10 protein-coding genes and 1 pseudogene are annotated in these 15,409 nt (G+C 53.3%); 8 read left to right on the forward strand and 3 right to left on the reverse strand.

Annotated features, from left to right (window positions below):
* On the reverse strand, positions 1 to 3,464 hold a 3,464-nt coding region (locus JDF658_RS11580), incomplete at its 3' end, for a multicopper oxidase domain-containing protein (protein WP_242946670.1).
* A gap of 121 nt (positions 3,465 to 3,585) precedes the next feature.
* Between JDF658_RS11580 and JDF658_RS14490 the strand changes: the two genes are divergently transcribed.
* From JDF658_RS14490 to JDF658_RS11610, 7 genes are all read left to right on the forward strand, one after another.
* Complete coding sequence (locus JDF658_RS14490; RefSeq protein ID WP_159071795.1) at positions 3,586 to 3,744, forward strand: hypothetical protein; 159 nt, start codon at positions 3,586 to 3,588, stop codon at positions 3,742 to 3,744.
* 119 nt (positions 3,745 to 3,863) lie between these two features.
* Positions 3,864 to 5,660 (forward strand): bifunctional diguanylate cyclase/phosphodiesterase, encoded by a 1,797-nt coding sequence (locus tag JDF658_RS11585; protein WP_159446626.1) that lies wholly within the window; start codon positions 3,864 to 3,866, stop codon positions 5,658 to 5,660.
* Positions 5,661 to 5,705: 45 nt separating this feature from the next.
* The gene (locus JDF658_RS11590; RefSeq protein ID WP_079907751.1) at positions 5,706 to 6,614 is read left to right on the forward strand and encodes an MBL fold metallo-hydrolase; all 909 of its coding nucleotides are present in this window, start codon (positions 5,706 to 5,708) and stop codon (positions 6,612 to 6,614) included.
* Positions 6,615 to 6,616: 2 nt separating this feature from the next.
* A complete protein-coding gene (gene polX / locus JDF658_RS11595; protein WP_078665431.1) occupies positions 6,617 to 8,335 on the forward strand; it encodes a DNA polymerase/3'-5' exonuclease PolX in 1,719 nt (572 codons plus the stop codon).
* A gap of 18 nt (positions 8,336 to 8,353) precedes the next feature.
* On the forward strand, positions 8,354 to 8,560 hold the full coding sequence (locus tag JDF658_RS11600; RefSeq protein WP_079907752.1) for a hypothetical protein: 207 nt from the start codon (positions 8,354 to 8,356) through the stop codon (positions 8,558 to 8,560).
* A 7-nt stretch (positions 8,561 to 8,567) separates the two neighbouring features.
* Positions 8,568 to 10,022, forward strand: a complete 1,455-nt coding sequence (locus JDF658_RS11605; RefSeq protein ID WP_159446627.1) for a spore germination protein — start codon at positions 8,568 to 8,570, stop codon at positions 10,020 to 10,022.
* Between the two features lie 123 nt (positions 10,023 to 10,145).
* Positions 10,146 to 12,239 (forward strand): Ger(x)C family spore germination protein, encoded by a 2,094-nt coding sequence (locus JDF658_RS11610; protein WP_159446628.1) that lies wholly within the window; start codon positions 10,146 to 10,148, stop codon positions 12,237 to 12,239.
* Here the strand turns inward: JDF658_RS11610 and JDF658_RS11615 are convergent.
* Together JDF658_RS11615 and JDF658_RS11620 are read right to left on the reverse strand one after the other, a co-directional pair.
* Positions 12,208 to 13,482, reverse strand: coding sequence for a (Fe-S)-binding protein (locus JDF658_RS11615; RefSeq protein WP_078665429.1), 1,275 nt, complete (start codon positions 13,480 to 13,482; stop codon positions 12,208 to 12,210). The genes JDF658_RS11610 and JDF658_RS11615 overlap by 32 nt on opposite strands.
* A complete protein-coding gene (locus tag JDF658_RS11620) occupies positions 13,483 to 14,907 on the reverse strand; it encodes an FAD-binding oxidoreductase (RefSeq protein WP_375804204.1) in 1,425 nt (474 codons plus the stop codon).
* Between the two features lie 289 nt (positions 14,908 to 15,196).
* On the opposite strand from JDF658_RS11620, the pseudogene JDF658_RS11625 reads away from it, so the two are divergent.
* Positions 15,197 to 15,409: pseudogene (locus tag JDF658_RS11625) on the forward strand (IS200/IS605 family accessory protein TnpB-related protein); the annotation flags it as partial.

Below are 15,409 nucleotides of genomic sequence, written 5' to 3' on the forward strand. Positions count from 1 at the left end.
CGTAAAATCCCCCACATTCCCGCCTCGACATCCCAGCGTAAGACCCCCGCCCGGTAGAGATAATCCCCCGGCACTCTGAATCTGCCCCCGGCTTTTTCCCGTAAATACAGGGTCCAGCTGTTGCCAATGCTCACTTTTCCCTGGCAGGCGATAATACTGGTCCCCAGAGTCCAGGTATGGCCGTGAATGAGGAAAGAGGTATTGCGGGGTTTGCTGGCAGCCATGCCGAAGTGAAAGACCAGGGGTTCACCGGTATAGGCTTCAAACAGGGGTGTTGCCGGGTCGCCATGAACAGCTGAGCTGAAGACCAGGGCCGGATCGGGGTTGAAGGCCAGTCGGTTAGCCAGCCGTTCACTGCGGTAATTGAAGGCTTTATGTCCCTGATCTTCAAAGTCCTCAACTTCCTGCGGGTCAGGTATCCGCTGACCCTGCTGATCAAAAAGTTCAATACCGTTGTGGGCAATGACTGCGAATTCCCGGTAGGGCGGTTGGCCAGGAGGATAGATGAGTAAATGAGCGCCATGGCTGCGGGGTTTGCCGCTATAGGGATCAAGCCAGTAGGAACCTGGCGGTTCAACAATTATGGCTCCGAACAGCCCCCGTTGCCGGTGGTTGCGCAGGTCAGTCATACTGTAGAAGAAATGCAGGCCCGGGACGTCAGCCTGAAAACGGTAGACCCGGGAAGCGCCGGGAGGAATGGTGCTGTCGGGATTGAAGCCGACGGCAGCGCCATCCTGTTCCGGACCCAGATAGGTCAGGGTCTGGATGTGCAGGGAAACCCGGCTGGAGGCAGGCCAGGGTATTTGCAGGGGCACTTCCGGGAAGGTGGCTGAAGGCAGGTACTCCGGCAGTTTGTTGGTGAGGTGGATTTCCACCACTTCACCCAGGTTGGCCCGCAGCAGCAAGGGTTCGGGAACAAGCGTGCCCTGCCGTATGGCCGCCTCATCGCGAGCCAGAGCGAAAAGCAGCCCATTGGGATCATGATCACCAAAGCGGTTATACACAATGGGGTGAGCCATGGCTACCACCTGGTAACGCCGCACCGGACCGGCTGGCAATGGCCGGATGGGAGCGGTCAGAGGCAGATATTGCCGGTCAGGCAACGGGTGCAAATGGGCAACCGGTCGGACATGGACCCGGAAAATACCCCATAGACCCAGCCAGAGGTCATCGATGCCGCCGAAATAATAGAGATAATCAGTACGACGCTGGGCCCGGGCGGTGAAAAAGAAATTGAAGGCTTCCGAAATACCGATGGTCTGGCTGGAAGTACGGGGGGATGCTGGATCCCGGGGCTGACGGTGCCAGCGGTGGCCGTGTAAAATAAAGGAATGCTGTTCTTCCTGGGCCCCATCCAGCAGCCGGATGCGGACGGGATCGCCGGCATAGGCTTCCAGCAGGGGGGTATCGGGCTCGCCGTGCACCCGGGAGCTGAAGACATAAGCCGGATCGCCGGGACGGAACAGAAATGGGGTACAGCGGTAGTTAATCCCCATTACCCCGGGATCCTGGGGCGAATCAGGAAAAGGCGGCGGATTCAGGGGTTGCCCTTCCCGATCGAAGAGAAGAGCAAAGTCGTGGACAAAGAGGACGAATTCCCGGAAATCCGGCAGGAAAGGGTTGTGAATGATGGCCCTGGTGCCGGATTTCAAGGGTATGCCGGTACCGGGATCGAGATAAATGGAATGAGGTGGCTCTACGATCAGGGCGCCGAAAACCCCGTGTTGCTGGTGCAGGTTGGCAAACTGATGGTCATGGAAAAAAACTGCATGCAATTCCCGGTCACAGTACCACTGGTAGACAATGGTCTCACCATAGGGGGCGCTGCTGTCGTAATTCCAGCCATTAGCGGATCCGTCAGAACATTGCACATCGAATTTCACCAGATGAATATGGATGCCGGCTTCAGTGGTATGATGCCGGTTTTGAAAAGCATTGCCGCCCAGTTGCAGGGGGAATTTGTTGGTGAATTTCACCCGCACCACTTCACCGGCATTGGCCCGAATCACCAGAGGTTCTGAGACTTTCTGGCCGGATAAAACAGCCTCTTCATCTTCGGCCAGTACGTACAGGCGTCCCTCCGGGTCATGCCAGCCCTGCTGATTGTAGACCAGGTCCCGGCTGATTCCGACAATCTCATATTCCCGTACCGGGGCATCGGGAGGGGCTGGATTGGCGAAAACCGCACCGGGCCGGGCATTGGCAGCAAAGGCCGCCTGTTCCAGCGGTGTCGGATCTCGTCCGCCGACTATGCCCAGAGGAGGAGCCGGGGGTTTCTGACCGAAAATGCCAGGAATAAAGAGGGGGAAGCCAGGGCGTTCCGGAGCAGGCGCTGGCGGCGGCTGGCGGTCAGGCAAAGGCTGCAGAGCCTTGATGGGGGTGCCATCGGGGTAGAAACGGCTGCCATCTTCCAGCACATCATGGGTACGCCAGAGGCCCCACATACCATTATCGAAGTGAGGATAGAGATGACAGTGAAAAATAGCGTCTCCGAAGTTACGGGCCAGGCTGCCGGCACCGTGCAGGGGTTTGAAGGTATAGGTTTCCTGGGGGCTGATGCTGATCGAGTCGATGATGGGAGAGCGGGGATTATCCGGTTCCAGATGCCACTGGTAGAGATGGAGGTGGAAGACATGGGTCTCCTTGATTCCGGCATGAATGAGATGGAAAACCGCCGGGTCCCCGATATAAGCGTGGAAAACAGGAGTGGCCGGATCACCGTGTACCCAAGAGCTCATCATACATTCCTCGCCGCTGCAGCCCCCGCGGGGCGGCCGAATGCGGCTGGGTTCGGAGCGATAACTGATGGTATGCACTTCCACCACTGGCTCCGGATGCATGGGATCGATGATGGGGCCGCCATCAGCTGCCACGGCCGGGAATTCGTCATGGAAGAAGACGACATATTCCCGAAAGGAGGGACGTCCGGGCGGGTGAATATCGGCTGCGGTGCCACTGGGCAATTCGCCTCCCGTCTCGGGATCGGTCCAGCGGGAGCCGGGAGGTTCGACGATCAGTGCACCCCAGAGACCATTGGCATTGCTGCCGGTCTCACTGCTGAGGGGGTTGGCCAGGTCATTGAACAGGTAGGCTCCTTCCCGGGGACAGAACCAGCGATAGGTGCTAGAGCCACCCGATGGGGCCAGGGATGACTGGTTCAGGCCCACCAGGCTGCCGTCACTTGTCTGTATGGAATAGGCGGCTTTTTGGATATGCATGGAGACCGGGAAGGGCAGCTGGTTTTCCAGCAGCACTTCCACCCATTCGCCGGCACAGGCCCGGATGACCAGGGGCTGGACCAGAGGCACCGGTTGTCCGGGGTTGCTGGCAATTTGTTGCCGTAGCTCAGCTTCCCTTTCTTTCAGGACAAACATCATGCCATTGGGATTGTATTCTCCAGCCCTGTTGAGCACGATGGGCACAGAAAGAGCGACTACATGGTAGTAACGGGCAGGTGCAGACACGGGCATCCCTCCCGCTATTTGTTCCTTCTCTATATTATGGACCGCCGGGCAAAGGAGTGCTTTGACACCTTTCTGGCTTTATGCCCATAAAATATAGCAAAAAAGCCCGGAGGTGGGCAAAATGGGCCATAATGATGACTGTAGCAAAGACAAACTGAAAGTGAAAATTCGCCAGTCGGAGGATGGGCGAAAGAAAAAAATCAAACTGGAAAATGACTTTATGTCCATCAGTATCCGTATTAAGGATGCTAAAGTTGATGTGGACTGCGATGGAGATTAATGCAAATATTGTCCATAAAATTGCAACTTTTAAAAAATGAGTCTTTAATCACAAGGATTTATTAGAATTGTAGCGAAGTATTAAAAATAAAAAATGGCAGCATGAGGAGAGCGAACAGGATGAAAGAAAAAGAAAGAGAAAATCTAATAGACATGGCTTTAGCGGAGAATACTGCTGGTAGTCTGGCCCGAGCCACTGGTCAGGCTTTTTTCCAGCAGCTTGTTTATTATCTGGCCCGCTTGTTGAAAATGAGCCATGTGCTGGTGGGTGAATATTTACCGGAAACTAACCAGGTGCGCACTGTTGCCGTTTGGGCTGAAGGGTTGGCCTGGGATAATTTCTGCTTTAATCTAAAGGAACTCCCCTGTGCCAGGCTGATGGCAGGACAGTTTTGTTGCTGCCCGCAGGGGTTGAGCCAGGCTCCGACATTCCCTCTCCTGAAGGGAAAGTTAGAAAGCTGTGTTGCTGCTCCCCTTCTTGATGCTGAAGGGAGATTGCTGGGGCTCTTGCTGGCCCTGGATCGTCAGCCTCTACGGGATCAGCAAGTGGTAGAAAAAGTGCTAAAGATTTTTACCATGCGGGCTGTATTGGAACTGGAACGCCTGCAACTGGAGGAAAAATTGCGGCAAATGGCTTACCGGGACCCGGTGACGGGTTTACCAAACCGGCGCTGGTTTTGTGAGCAGCTGGCCCAGGCTTTAGAACTGGTAAGGCTAAACCTGGACACGGTGACGGTTATGTTCGTGGACCTGGACCGGTTGAAATTTGTCAATGATACTCTGGGCTTTCTGGCGGGAGATGAATTGCTGTTGCAAACAGCCCGGCGCCTGCTGGAGAGCGGGGGAGAAAAGCTGCGGATTGCTCGTCTCAGCGGGGATAAATTTGCCGTCCTGGCTCAGGGGATTGGGACAGAGAAGGAAGCGCTGGAGCTGGCCCGCAGGCTGATTAAAATTATGGCAGAGCCGTTTAAGATCAAAGGGGAAAAAATCTATACTTCCGTCAGTATCGGGATTACCCTGGCTCCTCAGCAGGGCATTGATAAAGAGGAATTAATGAGGCAGGCGGATACCGCCCTGTTTGAAGCCAAGGAACAGGGTCGCAATCTTTGCCGGGTCTTTGATCGGGACATGGGGGCCAAAAGCCTGGAAAACATGCAGCTGAAAGCCGATCTGGACCAGGCCCTGGCGCAGAAGGAATTAAGCCTGCATTATCAGCCCCAGGTGCTGGTGGAAAACGGTCAGTTGATAGGAGTGGAAGCATTACTGCGCTGGCAACATCGGGACAAAGGTCCCATCAGCCCCGGCGATTTTATTCCCCTTGCCGAAGAAAGCGGCCTGATTGTTCCCATCGGGGAATGGGTACTCTACCAGGCCTGCCGGCAAAACCGGCTCTGGCAGGAGGCGGGGCTTTCTTCCCTGCGGGTGGCAGTTAACATTTCCGCCCGCCAGTTTCTTCAGGATGATTTTGTACCCATGGTCAAGGGAATACTGAAGGAAACCGGCCTGGATCCCCGCTGGCTGGAGCTGGAGATTACTGAAAGCACAGCTATTAAAGATGTAGAGCGAACCATTGATATTCTCAAGGAACTGCGGGAACTGGGGATTCATGTAGCCATCGATGATTTCGGCACGGGTTATTCTTCCCTCAGTTATTTGACCCGTTTTCCTTTAACTGCCTTGAAGATAGACAAGTCCTTTATCCGTCAGGCACCTCATCATCCCAGTGACACTACGGTGGTAACCGCTATTATTCGCCTGGGACAGGCCCTGAATTTACATGTAGTGGCGGAAGGGGTGGAAACCCGGGAACAGCTGGAGTTTCTGCGGGAAAGCCAGTGCCACCTGGCCCAGGGTTTCTACTTTGGCAAACCCTTACCACCGGGGGAAATTGTGCCCTTGCTGCTGCGCCGCATTTGACATTGCTTGCCAGAACCCCTATGATGGTAAAAGGGGGGGAGCAAGATGTTTGACCGGGAGAAAGGGAGAATAAAAGTAATCTTTGGTGAGCGCGGGGCCAATTTTCCTTACAGTAACAACCTCTACCTGGAAGGCAAGGAAGTCAAGGCTCTGGTGGATGCCGGGGCCGGAGAGGAAAAACTGCAGGCCCTGAAAGCAAGGTTGCCGGTAGAGCGGGTCTATCTGACCCACTACCATTTTGACCATGTAGTCTATACCTATTTGTTTAAAGAACAGGCGGAAATCTGGAGTAATCCCATCGATGCCCCTAATTTACTGGATCTACGGCAGCTAGTGCGCACTATTGGGATAACCTGGGCCCTGGGAGAGGAAAAAGTAGCGGCCTGGCTGGCGGATTTGCAGGCTGATCGGATCAAGGGACAGAGTCTGGCTCCCTGGGGTCGCCAGGAATGGCTCTGGTCCACCGGCCGAGTTGATGGGACCTATCCTTATGGAGAACCGGTGGACCTGGGGGATTTACCCCTGGTCTTCCTGCATACACCGGGCCATACTGCCGGCATGGCCTGTCTCTGGTTCCCGGAGGAGAAACTGGTCTTTACTGCTGATGTGGATCTGACGGAATTCGGGCCCTGGTATATGGGGGAAGATGGGGACATCACCGCCTACCGGCAGTCGGCTCTGGCTTTGCTGGAACTGCCGGCAAAATACTATCTTACCTCGCATGTACCTGAGCTATTGAGTAAAGATGAGTTTTATCGGCGTTTAAAGGAATACTTGCAAATTATCGACCATAAACATGAAAAAATCCTGACTCTCTGGCGTCAGGGTCTTTCGGTAGCTGAAATCGCAGTCCAGGGGATTTTTTATCCTGCCCGTTTCCAGGTGGATCCCTGGATCAATGCCTGGGAACAGTTGACCATCCGCAAACATCTGCAGCTGGCAGAAGGGGAATGAAGATGGATAAAAAACAGGTAGCCCATGTGCTGGAAGAAATCGGCAAGTTGCTGGAACTGAAAGGGGAAAACCCCTTTAAGGCCCGGGCTTTTTACGGCGGGGCCCGCATTGTGGAGACCCTGACCGAAGACCTGAACCAGCTGGTTGACAGCGGCCAGCTGGAAGAAATCAAAGGTATCGGCAAGAGCCTGGCGGAACAAATCCGGGAGCTGGTGGTAGAGGGGCGGTCCTCTGCCTATGAAGAACTACGGAATGAGTTTCCGCCAGGCGTGCTGGAAATGCTGGCGATACCCGGACTGGGCCCGAAAAAAGTGGGAACCTTATACCGGGAGCTGGGAATCAGTAATCCCGGGGAACTGGAATATGCCTGCCGGGAGAATCGGCTCCTGACCCTGCCGGGTTTTGGGGCCAAAAGCCAGGCCAATATTCTGGCCGCTATCGAGAAACGGCGGGAATATGCCGGGCGCTGGCGCTGGGCTGAGGCCAATGTCATCGGCTTTGACTTGCTGGCCGAGCTGCGTCTGTTGCCTCAGGTTAAGCGCGCCGAGATGGCGGGCAGCTGGCGCCGTTTACTGGAAGTGGTCAAGGATCTGGACCTGGTGGTGGAACTGGCCCCGGGTACTGACTGGCAGCAATTCCGGGCAGCTCTGGAGCAACTGTCCCTGGTCAAAGCGGTATCAAGTGGCGGCGAAAACAAGCTGACTCTGGAGCTGATGTCTGGTATCAACTGTGACCTGCGGCTGGCCAAAGGAGAGGAATTCGCCTGGACCTGGCTCCATTTTACCGGCAGCAAGGAACACAATACTCTCCTACGCCAGCGGGCCAAAAAACAGGGCTTAAAGCTCAATGAATACGGCCTGTTCCAGGAAGAGAAACCGGTAGCCGCTGCTACTTCTGAGCGTGAGGCCTATGCAGCCCTGGGCCTGCCTTATATCCCGCCGGAGCTGCGAGAGGGTCTGGGCGAGATTGAAGTGGCGGAAAAGGGGCAGCTGCCAGAACTGGTGAACCTTTCTGATCTGAAGGGAGTATGGCATGTCCATACCAATTACAGTGATGGCATCCACACCCTGGCGGATATGGCTGAGGCCGCCCGCAGGCTGGGCTGGAAATTTCTTGGTATTGCTGACCACAGCCGCTCTGCTTATTATGCCCACGGTCTCTCCCTGGAGGATATCCAGCGCCAGCAGCGGGAGATTGATGTCCTCAACCGTAAGTGGCAGGAAGAAGGCATAGATTTTCGCCTCTTGAAAGGGATAGAAGTGGATATCCTGCCTGATGGTGGGCTGGATTATCCTGATGAGGTGCTGGCCAGCTTTGATTTTGTTATCGCTTCTGTCCATTCCGGTTTTAAACAGGATGAAAAGCTGATGACCCGGCGCCTGCTGCGAGCTCTGGAGCATCCAGCGGTCACCATGCTGGGCCATCCCACGGGCAGATTGTTGCTGGCCCGGCCAGGGTATCCGGTGGATCTGGAAGAGATTTTGCAGGCTGCTTCCCGCTATGGCAAGGCCATTGAACTCAATGCCAATCCCTATCGCCTGGACCTGGACTGGCGCTGGTGCCGCCGGGCCCGGGAGCTGGGAGTTAAAATCGCCATCAATCCCGATGCCCATCGCCGGGAAGAACTGGGCTATGTCATTTATGGGGTCAATATCGCCCGTAAAGGCTGGTTAACTGCAAAGGATGTCCTGAATAGCCAAATCCCTCCTTGGAAAAGCTAACCCGGGGAGGGATTTTTTATGCTTAATTGCATAATCCTCTTGTTAATTATGGTGGTGATTATAGGACCGGATGCTTATCAATACTGGCATCTGGGTCAGCATAAAGAAGTCTGGGTTATGTTAGGGTTAACTTTTTCTGCCTGGTTACTGGGAGTAGTGATTATCTTTAAACTGGCAGAACCGCTGATTGATGCCTTCTTTGATCTTATTCCGGAAAGGTGGTAGCCAGTTTATGAAAAAAACAGGGAATTGGCGTAAACTGGGCAAAAATGCGGGTCAAGACCAGACCAATTTTCAGTTACAGGGTCAGCCTGTTCAAGATAGTACTATTATTATAGAGTGGCTTAGCTGTCCTGATGATCTGGTAGTCCAGAGTATTAAATGGCAAGGGGCTGAAGCCAGAGTCCTTTACCTGGAAGGGTTGGTGGAAGAAAGTCAACTGGCCAGGCTGTTAGCTGCGGAACGGGCAGGGCCGGATTTACGTAAAAGTGCTGATATTACAGAAATTGCCCGGGAGCTTCTCAATGGACGTACAGTCCTCCTGGTAACAGGGGAAAAAGAAGCCTGGCTGTTAGCGACTTCTGGCTGGGAACACCGTCAGCCGGAGCAGCCATTAGCGGAAATGGTACTTCGGGGTGGACGGGAAGGCTTTTGCGAAGTATTAAAAACTAATCTGGCTTTAGTACGACGTAGATGCCTCGATCGGCAGCTAAAAGTCAAATATATATCAATAGGAAGTGAACATCAGGTTAAAATCGCTTTTCTTTATCTGAATCATTTGGTCAGCCCATCCCTGGTTCGGGAAGTAGAGGGACGCTTGCGTCAGGTTCGGTTACGCGGAATATGGGATAGTGGTATGCTGGAAAGGTGGCTGGCCGACCGGCGCTGGTCCCCTTTTCCCCAGGTGCTGGCAACTGAGCGACCAGACCGGGTCGGGGCAGCTTTAGCCGAAGGGAGAATTGCCCTGCTGGTAGATGGGTCGCCGTTTGTCTTAATCGTACCTGGTTTATTTACTGATTTTCTCTTTTCGGCTGAAGATTATTATATTCACCCGATCCTGGCTACCAGCGTTCGCTGGATTCGGGTTTTATCCTTCATGATTGCTTTGTCATTGCCGGCTTTATATATTGCTCTCACTACCTTTCACCAAGAAATGGTCCCCACTTCCTTAATGTTATCGATTGCCGCCGGACGCAGTGGTGTACCTATGCCTGCCTTTGCAGAAGCAGTGATGATGGAAGTTGCGATCGAGCTGATTCGAGAAGCCAGTTTGCGTTTACCTGGGCCAATGGGTAATACCCTGGGAGTAGTGGGAGCACTGGTTATCGGGCAGTCAGCTGTCCAGGCCGGCTTGGTTGGGCCTATTCTGACTATTATCGTAGCCTTGACGGCTTTAGCAACTTTTGCTATTCCCAACTATTCCCTTGCCTTTAGTATTCGGTTGTTGCGATTTTTAGTTATGCTGGCAGCGGCAGTCATGGGGGGATTTGGCCTAACGCTGGCCCTGGGTTTGATTTTGGCTTATATATTGCAAATGGAGGTCTATGGTATACCTTATGCCTTGGGCCTGTTTCCTTCATCGTGGCGGGTGTGGGATGATCATCTGCTCTGCATCGGAGGAGAGGCTGCAGGTCAGGAACGCTTTCCTTTTAAAGGTGAGGTGGGCAAAGGGGAGGAACAACAATGACCGTTTGGCAGTTGTTCTGGTTAGAAACAATAGCAGGAATGGGCTTTTATTTTGTTACAATTCCCCGTACTTTAGGTATTGATGCAGTCAGGGGCATGGTTGGCTCCTCTGGGAGCAATCGTTTTGTTAGCCCCTTGCTTGTTCTGGTTAGTGCGAAGGATACCCTGGGGCAGCAGTATCAAGCTTGGACCAGGGCTGGCATTGGTAATTCTGGGTCTAACCATGATAGAGGGGGCAGTTACTTTACGCCGTTACGGAGAATTCATCAATACTGCCATAATGCCGGAAACCCCGATACTGGTTATCGTGATTTTGACATTGATACTGCCAGTTGTCTTAGCTCGTGGTGGGTTAAAGCTGATTGTTCGCTTTAATTTTTTGTTAACACCGATATTTATTTTAGCAACAGTCATAGTATTTATGTTATCCGCTCCTGACTTTGATCCCTTTCGCTTAAAACCCCTGTTTTTTATTGAATTTTCCGCCTTTATCAAAGCAGTAATCTTTCTGATGGGCTTTACTTTAAATATGTTACCCTTGTGGTTTTTGAGTGAGTATTTTAAGATAAAGAAAGAATATGAGCACTGGTTAATCTGGGCCGGAATGTTAATGCCAGCTTTGCTTATCAGTCTTACCTGTACGCTGGTGGTGGGAATTTTTGGTTTATATACAGTACAACGTTTATTTTGGCCGATGTTGGATGTAGTTAAAAATATTTCTCTTGGGGGTTTTATTGAACGGATTGAAGTGGCTTTTCTAATGCTCTGGTTTCAAAATGCAGTGATTAGGCTCGCTTTACTGTTGTATATCGGGGCCTGGGCTGTGGGACGGCTATTTCAGCTGAAGAATGATCGAATGCTGGTATGGCCTTTAGCATTCTGGCAACTGGGCCTGGCCATGTTGCCTACTGATGCGGTACAGGCAGTACTTAAGATCGATACAGTGCATTTTTGGTTAATTTTACTACTCAGTCCCTGGTTGTGCTGGTGGCTGGCCCGCCCTAAACTGAATAGCAAAAGGATTTTAAGCCTGTTAATAATCTTTATGATGTTAATCAATCAGGGCTGTTGGAACCGCAAAGAAGCAGAAAAAATCCAGTATGCCTTAGCTGTGGGAGTAGATCGGGCACCGGATGGTAAAGTGTTGATAACTGTACAGATGCCTTTGCTGGAAAAACTGAAAGCAGAGAAAGGGGCCGAGGGGCCTAAGAGCTGGACTATTATCAGTAATGGGGAGACTACCTTTGAAGCGGTTCGCCACCTGATCATGGCTACAGGGGCGAAATTGTTTTTTTCCCACATGCAGGTTCTAGTGATCGGGGAAGATGCGGCCAGGGAGGGAGTAGACCAAATTATCGATTTTTTCAGCTCTGATCATGAATTACGGGGTACACCCTATGTTTTGGTTGCTAGAGGCAAGGCTTACCAGGTACTGCAAAATGCTCCTCCTTATACACCCCTGCCGGCGACTTTTCTTAAAGACCAGGTGGAAAAAGTTGCTTCTGGTACTTCTGGTACTGTAAAAGTGAAAATGGGAGATTTTCTTGCTGCCCTGGCCAGCCAGGGAGCACAGGCACCGCTGGCGACAGCGGTTGAGCCATTGAGCTGGCGCAAATACAGCCGGGAGGTTTTAGGGCTGGAGGCAGAACAACGGGGGGAATTATTGCCGGAAAGAGTAATCTATATGGCTGGAGCAGCCTTTTTAAAAGGTACACGGCTAGCAGGCTGGCTGGATGCCAGAGAGACCCGGGGGGTATTGTGGGTTAAAGGCAAGGTACAGAGCGGGATTATCGTTGCACCCCAGCCAGGAGGAGGAAAAATTTCCTTTGAAATTATTCGGATAGAAAAAAGACGGCTCAAGCCTGGCTGGCGAAATGGTAAACCCTATTATCAATTAGAGTTGGAGGTGGAAGGCAATCTCGGGGAAAAAAGCGGATTTACCAACCCGGCTACTGGTCCGAATGTAAAGCAATTGGAACAGCACTTAACCAGAATGATACTTCAGGAAATTCAACTGGCCTGGAACAAACAACGCCAGACCCGAGCCGATATATTCGGTCTGGGGGCGGCGCTAGCTGCTGAAAAACCGGAAATTTGGGAAAAAGTGAAAGAGCGGTGGAGTGAAGTAATGCCCACCGCTCATCTGGAATTAAAGATTAAAGTGAGAGTACGGCGTTTATCTACCACTATTTATAGTCCCTGGGCGAAAGGGAAGTAAGCAATTCCACCGGGTGTTTCACCAGTACCGGCAGTCCCTGCTGCCGCAAGCCATGGCTGATTTGCAAAATACAGCCTGGACAGGGAGTGACCACTACCTGAGCCCCACTCTGGCGGATATTGGCTACCTTTTCCGCCAGGATAGTCTGGGACAGCTGATAGTTGGTGGCGAAAAAGGTGCCGGCCCCCCCGCAACAGCGGTCAGCCTGAGCCATTTCCCGCACTTCCACTCCCGGCAGCTGCTGCAGGAACAGACGCAGGGCGGCTTTTTGTTTCAGGCCCCGGGCCAGGTGACAGGGGTCATGGATGGTTACAGTCAGGGGTAATGTACTGGAAGCGGTAATTTCCCGCAGGCCTTGCTCGGCCAGGAAAGCGGTAACTTCCCGCGTGCGCTCAGCCCAGGTACGGGCGGTGGCTGCCAGTTCAGTACCGGCCAGCAGCTGGGGGTATTCCTTTAAAGCTGCGCCACAGGAGGCACAATCACTGACTACCCACTGAGCCCCGGCGGTTTCGATTTGCTCTAGTACCCTGGCCGCCAGGCTGACAGCGGTATCACGGGCGCCGTTACCCAGCTGGGGCATACCGCAGCAGTTCAGCTCCGGACTGATTACCACCTCAAAGCCCTGCTGACTCAAGGCCTTTACTGTGGCCTGGGCGATGTGGGGAAAGAGCATGTCAGTTGCACAGCCGAGGAAATAATAGACCCGGCCCCGCTTTTCTCCCTGAGCAGGAGTCACTGTGGGCAGCAGCTGACGGGCCCGTTGCCTGGGGACGGTGGTCAGGACGGCTTCCGCCTGCCCTAGAGAGCCGGGCAGCAACCGGGTCAACCCCAGCCCCCGGGCCAGGCTGCGGATACCCAGATGCTGATAGGCCTTGAGCAGCTCACCGGCCAGAGAGAGAAAACGGGTTCTGGGCCAGAGCTTGCCGAAGAGCTGGCGCTTGAATTTATAATACCCTTTCTTGGCCAGATGGCTGCGGGCGATACTGACATAGCGATGCACGGGAATCCCGGAAGGGCACTCCTGACTGCAGGCTTCACAGAGCAAACAGGCTGTGAGCTGGCCGGCCATTTCCTCCGACAGGGGCAGTTTTTCCTTGTGCAGCATTTCGGTCAGAAACACCTTGCCCCGGGGAGCGGCCGACTCCTTGCCCAGCACAGCAAAAACGGGACAGACGGAACGGCACTGGCCGCAGCGCACGCATTTTTTCAGCTGATTTAACAGTTCCGGTTCATGGGCCAGCATTTAGCTCTCCTCCTCAGGCAGCAGCACTTTCCCCGGATTCATGATATTTTTGGGATCCAGAGCTTTTTTAACTGCCCACATAGCTTTGAGGGCGGAACCGTGTTCCAGCCGTGCATAAGGAGCGCGGACCAGGCCGACGCCATGCTCACCGGTGGTGGTACCGCCCAGTTCCACGGCCAGACGGTGGATAGCATCAGCCAGACGGTGGGCCTGTTCCACTTCTGCCGGGTTTTCCGGGTCGATGACCGGGGCGGTATGGAGGTTGCCATCTCCGATGTGGCCATAGACCACCACCTTGACCCCGAATTCTTCCCCCAGGGCCTGAATGCGGCGCAGCGCCTCGGTTACCTGGGTGAATGGAACGGAAATATCTTCCCCGTGGAAAATCCGGCTGCCATCAGGGCGAACACGGGCAGCGGCAGTTGCCACTACGCCACGGGCGCGCCAGAGATCAGCCATGCGCTTGGGTTCAGTGGCCCATTCGATGCGCAGGGCCCGCTGTCCCACGATTTGCTGAATTTGTTCTCCTTCCCAGGCTACACTGGCGGGATTGCCATCCACTTCAAAGATCAGGATGGCCTGGGCATCCACCGGCAGATTCAGTTCCGGGGCGAATTCACTTACCGCCCGGATGGCGGAATTATCCATAATTTCGATGCCGGAAGGCAGGATACCGGCGCGATAGACGTCCAGGACAGCGGCAGGAGCATCTTCCAGGTTGGCGAAAACCGCCATGGCTATGCCCCGGCCTTTGGGTTTGGGCCAGAGGCGCAGGCGGATATTGGTGATCACACCCAGAGTGCCTTCCGAGCCGACAAAAACCTTGGTCAAATTGAGGCCGGTAACGCTTTTTACCGCTTTGGAACGGGTGCCACCGGTAATAATCACTTCCCCGTTGGGCAGAACCACTTCCAGGCCCAGGACATAGTTTTCTGTGGCTCCGTATTTGACCGCCCGCAGGCCACTGGAATTATTGGCTACCATGCCTCCGATGGTGCACATACGGGTACTGCCAGGGTCAGGGGGAAAGAAAAGGCCATAGGGAGCCAGGGCTTCATTTAGCTCAGCGTGAATGACACCCGGGCGTACCCAGACCTGCATATTGGCGGCATCGATTTCTTCGATGGTTTTCCAGCGGCTCAGGTCCAGTACGATTCCCCCTTTAACAGGAACACAGCCACAGGTTTCCCCGGTTCCGGCTCCCCTGGGGGTGACGGGAATTTCATGCTGCCAGGCCAGTTTCATAATGGCAGCGACTTCAGAAGTAGAGGTCGGGAAAACCACCAGATCAGGTAAAAAACTTTTTTCCCGGGCTAGAAAAGAACTGTCATAAGAATAGTAAGCCAGCTCCAATGGGCTGGTGAGCACTTTCTCATGGCCAAGCATCCGGATAATTTCTGTTTGGATTTGTTGGGCTAAGGCCACCCCGGTTCCCTCCCACGTATATTGAGTCTTATCTTAAAATATTATACGACTACAGCACTCCTCCTGTCTGCCCTAAATGAATAAGTATACAGTATTTTGCAAGTCTTGCTCTTTTCTCTGGTTCTGCGATTGGATAAGATGGAAGGTAGAGGGATGGAGGTAAGCAGCAGCTTCAGAAAACTAGACTATAATTGATTGTATTTAACTGTTTTGCTACATTAAAAGTATGGAACTATTATCCATTGGAGAAGCAGCAAAGTACGGCAGGGTTTCGGGGAGCTGATCAGGAATGCCAGAGAAACACGAGAAAAACAAATTTAGCATAACTGTGTGCGGGGAGTTTTTTCCGGAGATTTACCCGACTCACCGGTCTTCGAAATGGAGCCGGGGCGAAGAAGACCAGCTGACTACGGAGATGCGTCTCTTCTGTGCCTGTATGCGGTGGGCCTTTAACCGGCTCCTGGAAGGTGCTTCCCGCCATGAAATCAAGAAGTCAGGACAA

It is taken from the genome of Carboxydocella sp. JDF658 (assembly GCF_002049395.1).
Lineage (GTDB): Bacteria > Bacillota.

Bases quoted from the DNA above. Each gene is read 5' to 3' on its own strand.
- JDF658_RS14490 (WP_159071795.1), top strand. From the start codon at position 3,586: ATGGGCCATAATGATGACTGTAGCAAAGACAAACTGAAAGTGAAAATT.
- JDF658_RS11585 (WP_159446626.1), top strand. From the start codon at position 3,864: ATGAAAGAAAAAGAAAGAGAAAATCTAATAGACATGGCTTTAGCGGAG.
- JDF658_RS11590 (WP_079907751.1), top strand. From the start codon at position 5,706: ATGTTTGACCGGGAGAAAGGGAGAATAAAAGTAATCTTTGGTGAGCGC.
- polX (WP_078665431.1), top strand. From the start codon at position 6,617: ATGGATAAAAAACAGGTAGCCCATGTGCTGGAAGAAATCGGCAAGTTG.
- JDF658_RS11600 (WP_079907752.1), top strand. From the start codon at position 8,354: ATGCTTAATTGCATAATCCTCTTGTTAATTATGGTGGTGATTATAGGA.
- JDF658_RS11605 (WP_159446627.1), top strand. From the start codon at position 8,568: ATGAAAAAAACAGGGAATTGGCGTAAACTGGGCAAAAATGCGGGTCAA.
- JDF658_RS11615 (WP_078665429.1), bottom strand. From the start codon at position 13,482: ATGCTGGCCCATGAACCGGAACTGTTAAATCAGCTGAAAAAATGCGTG.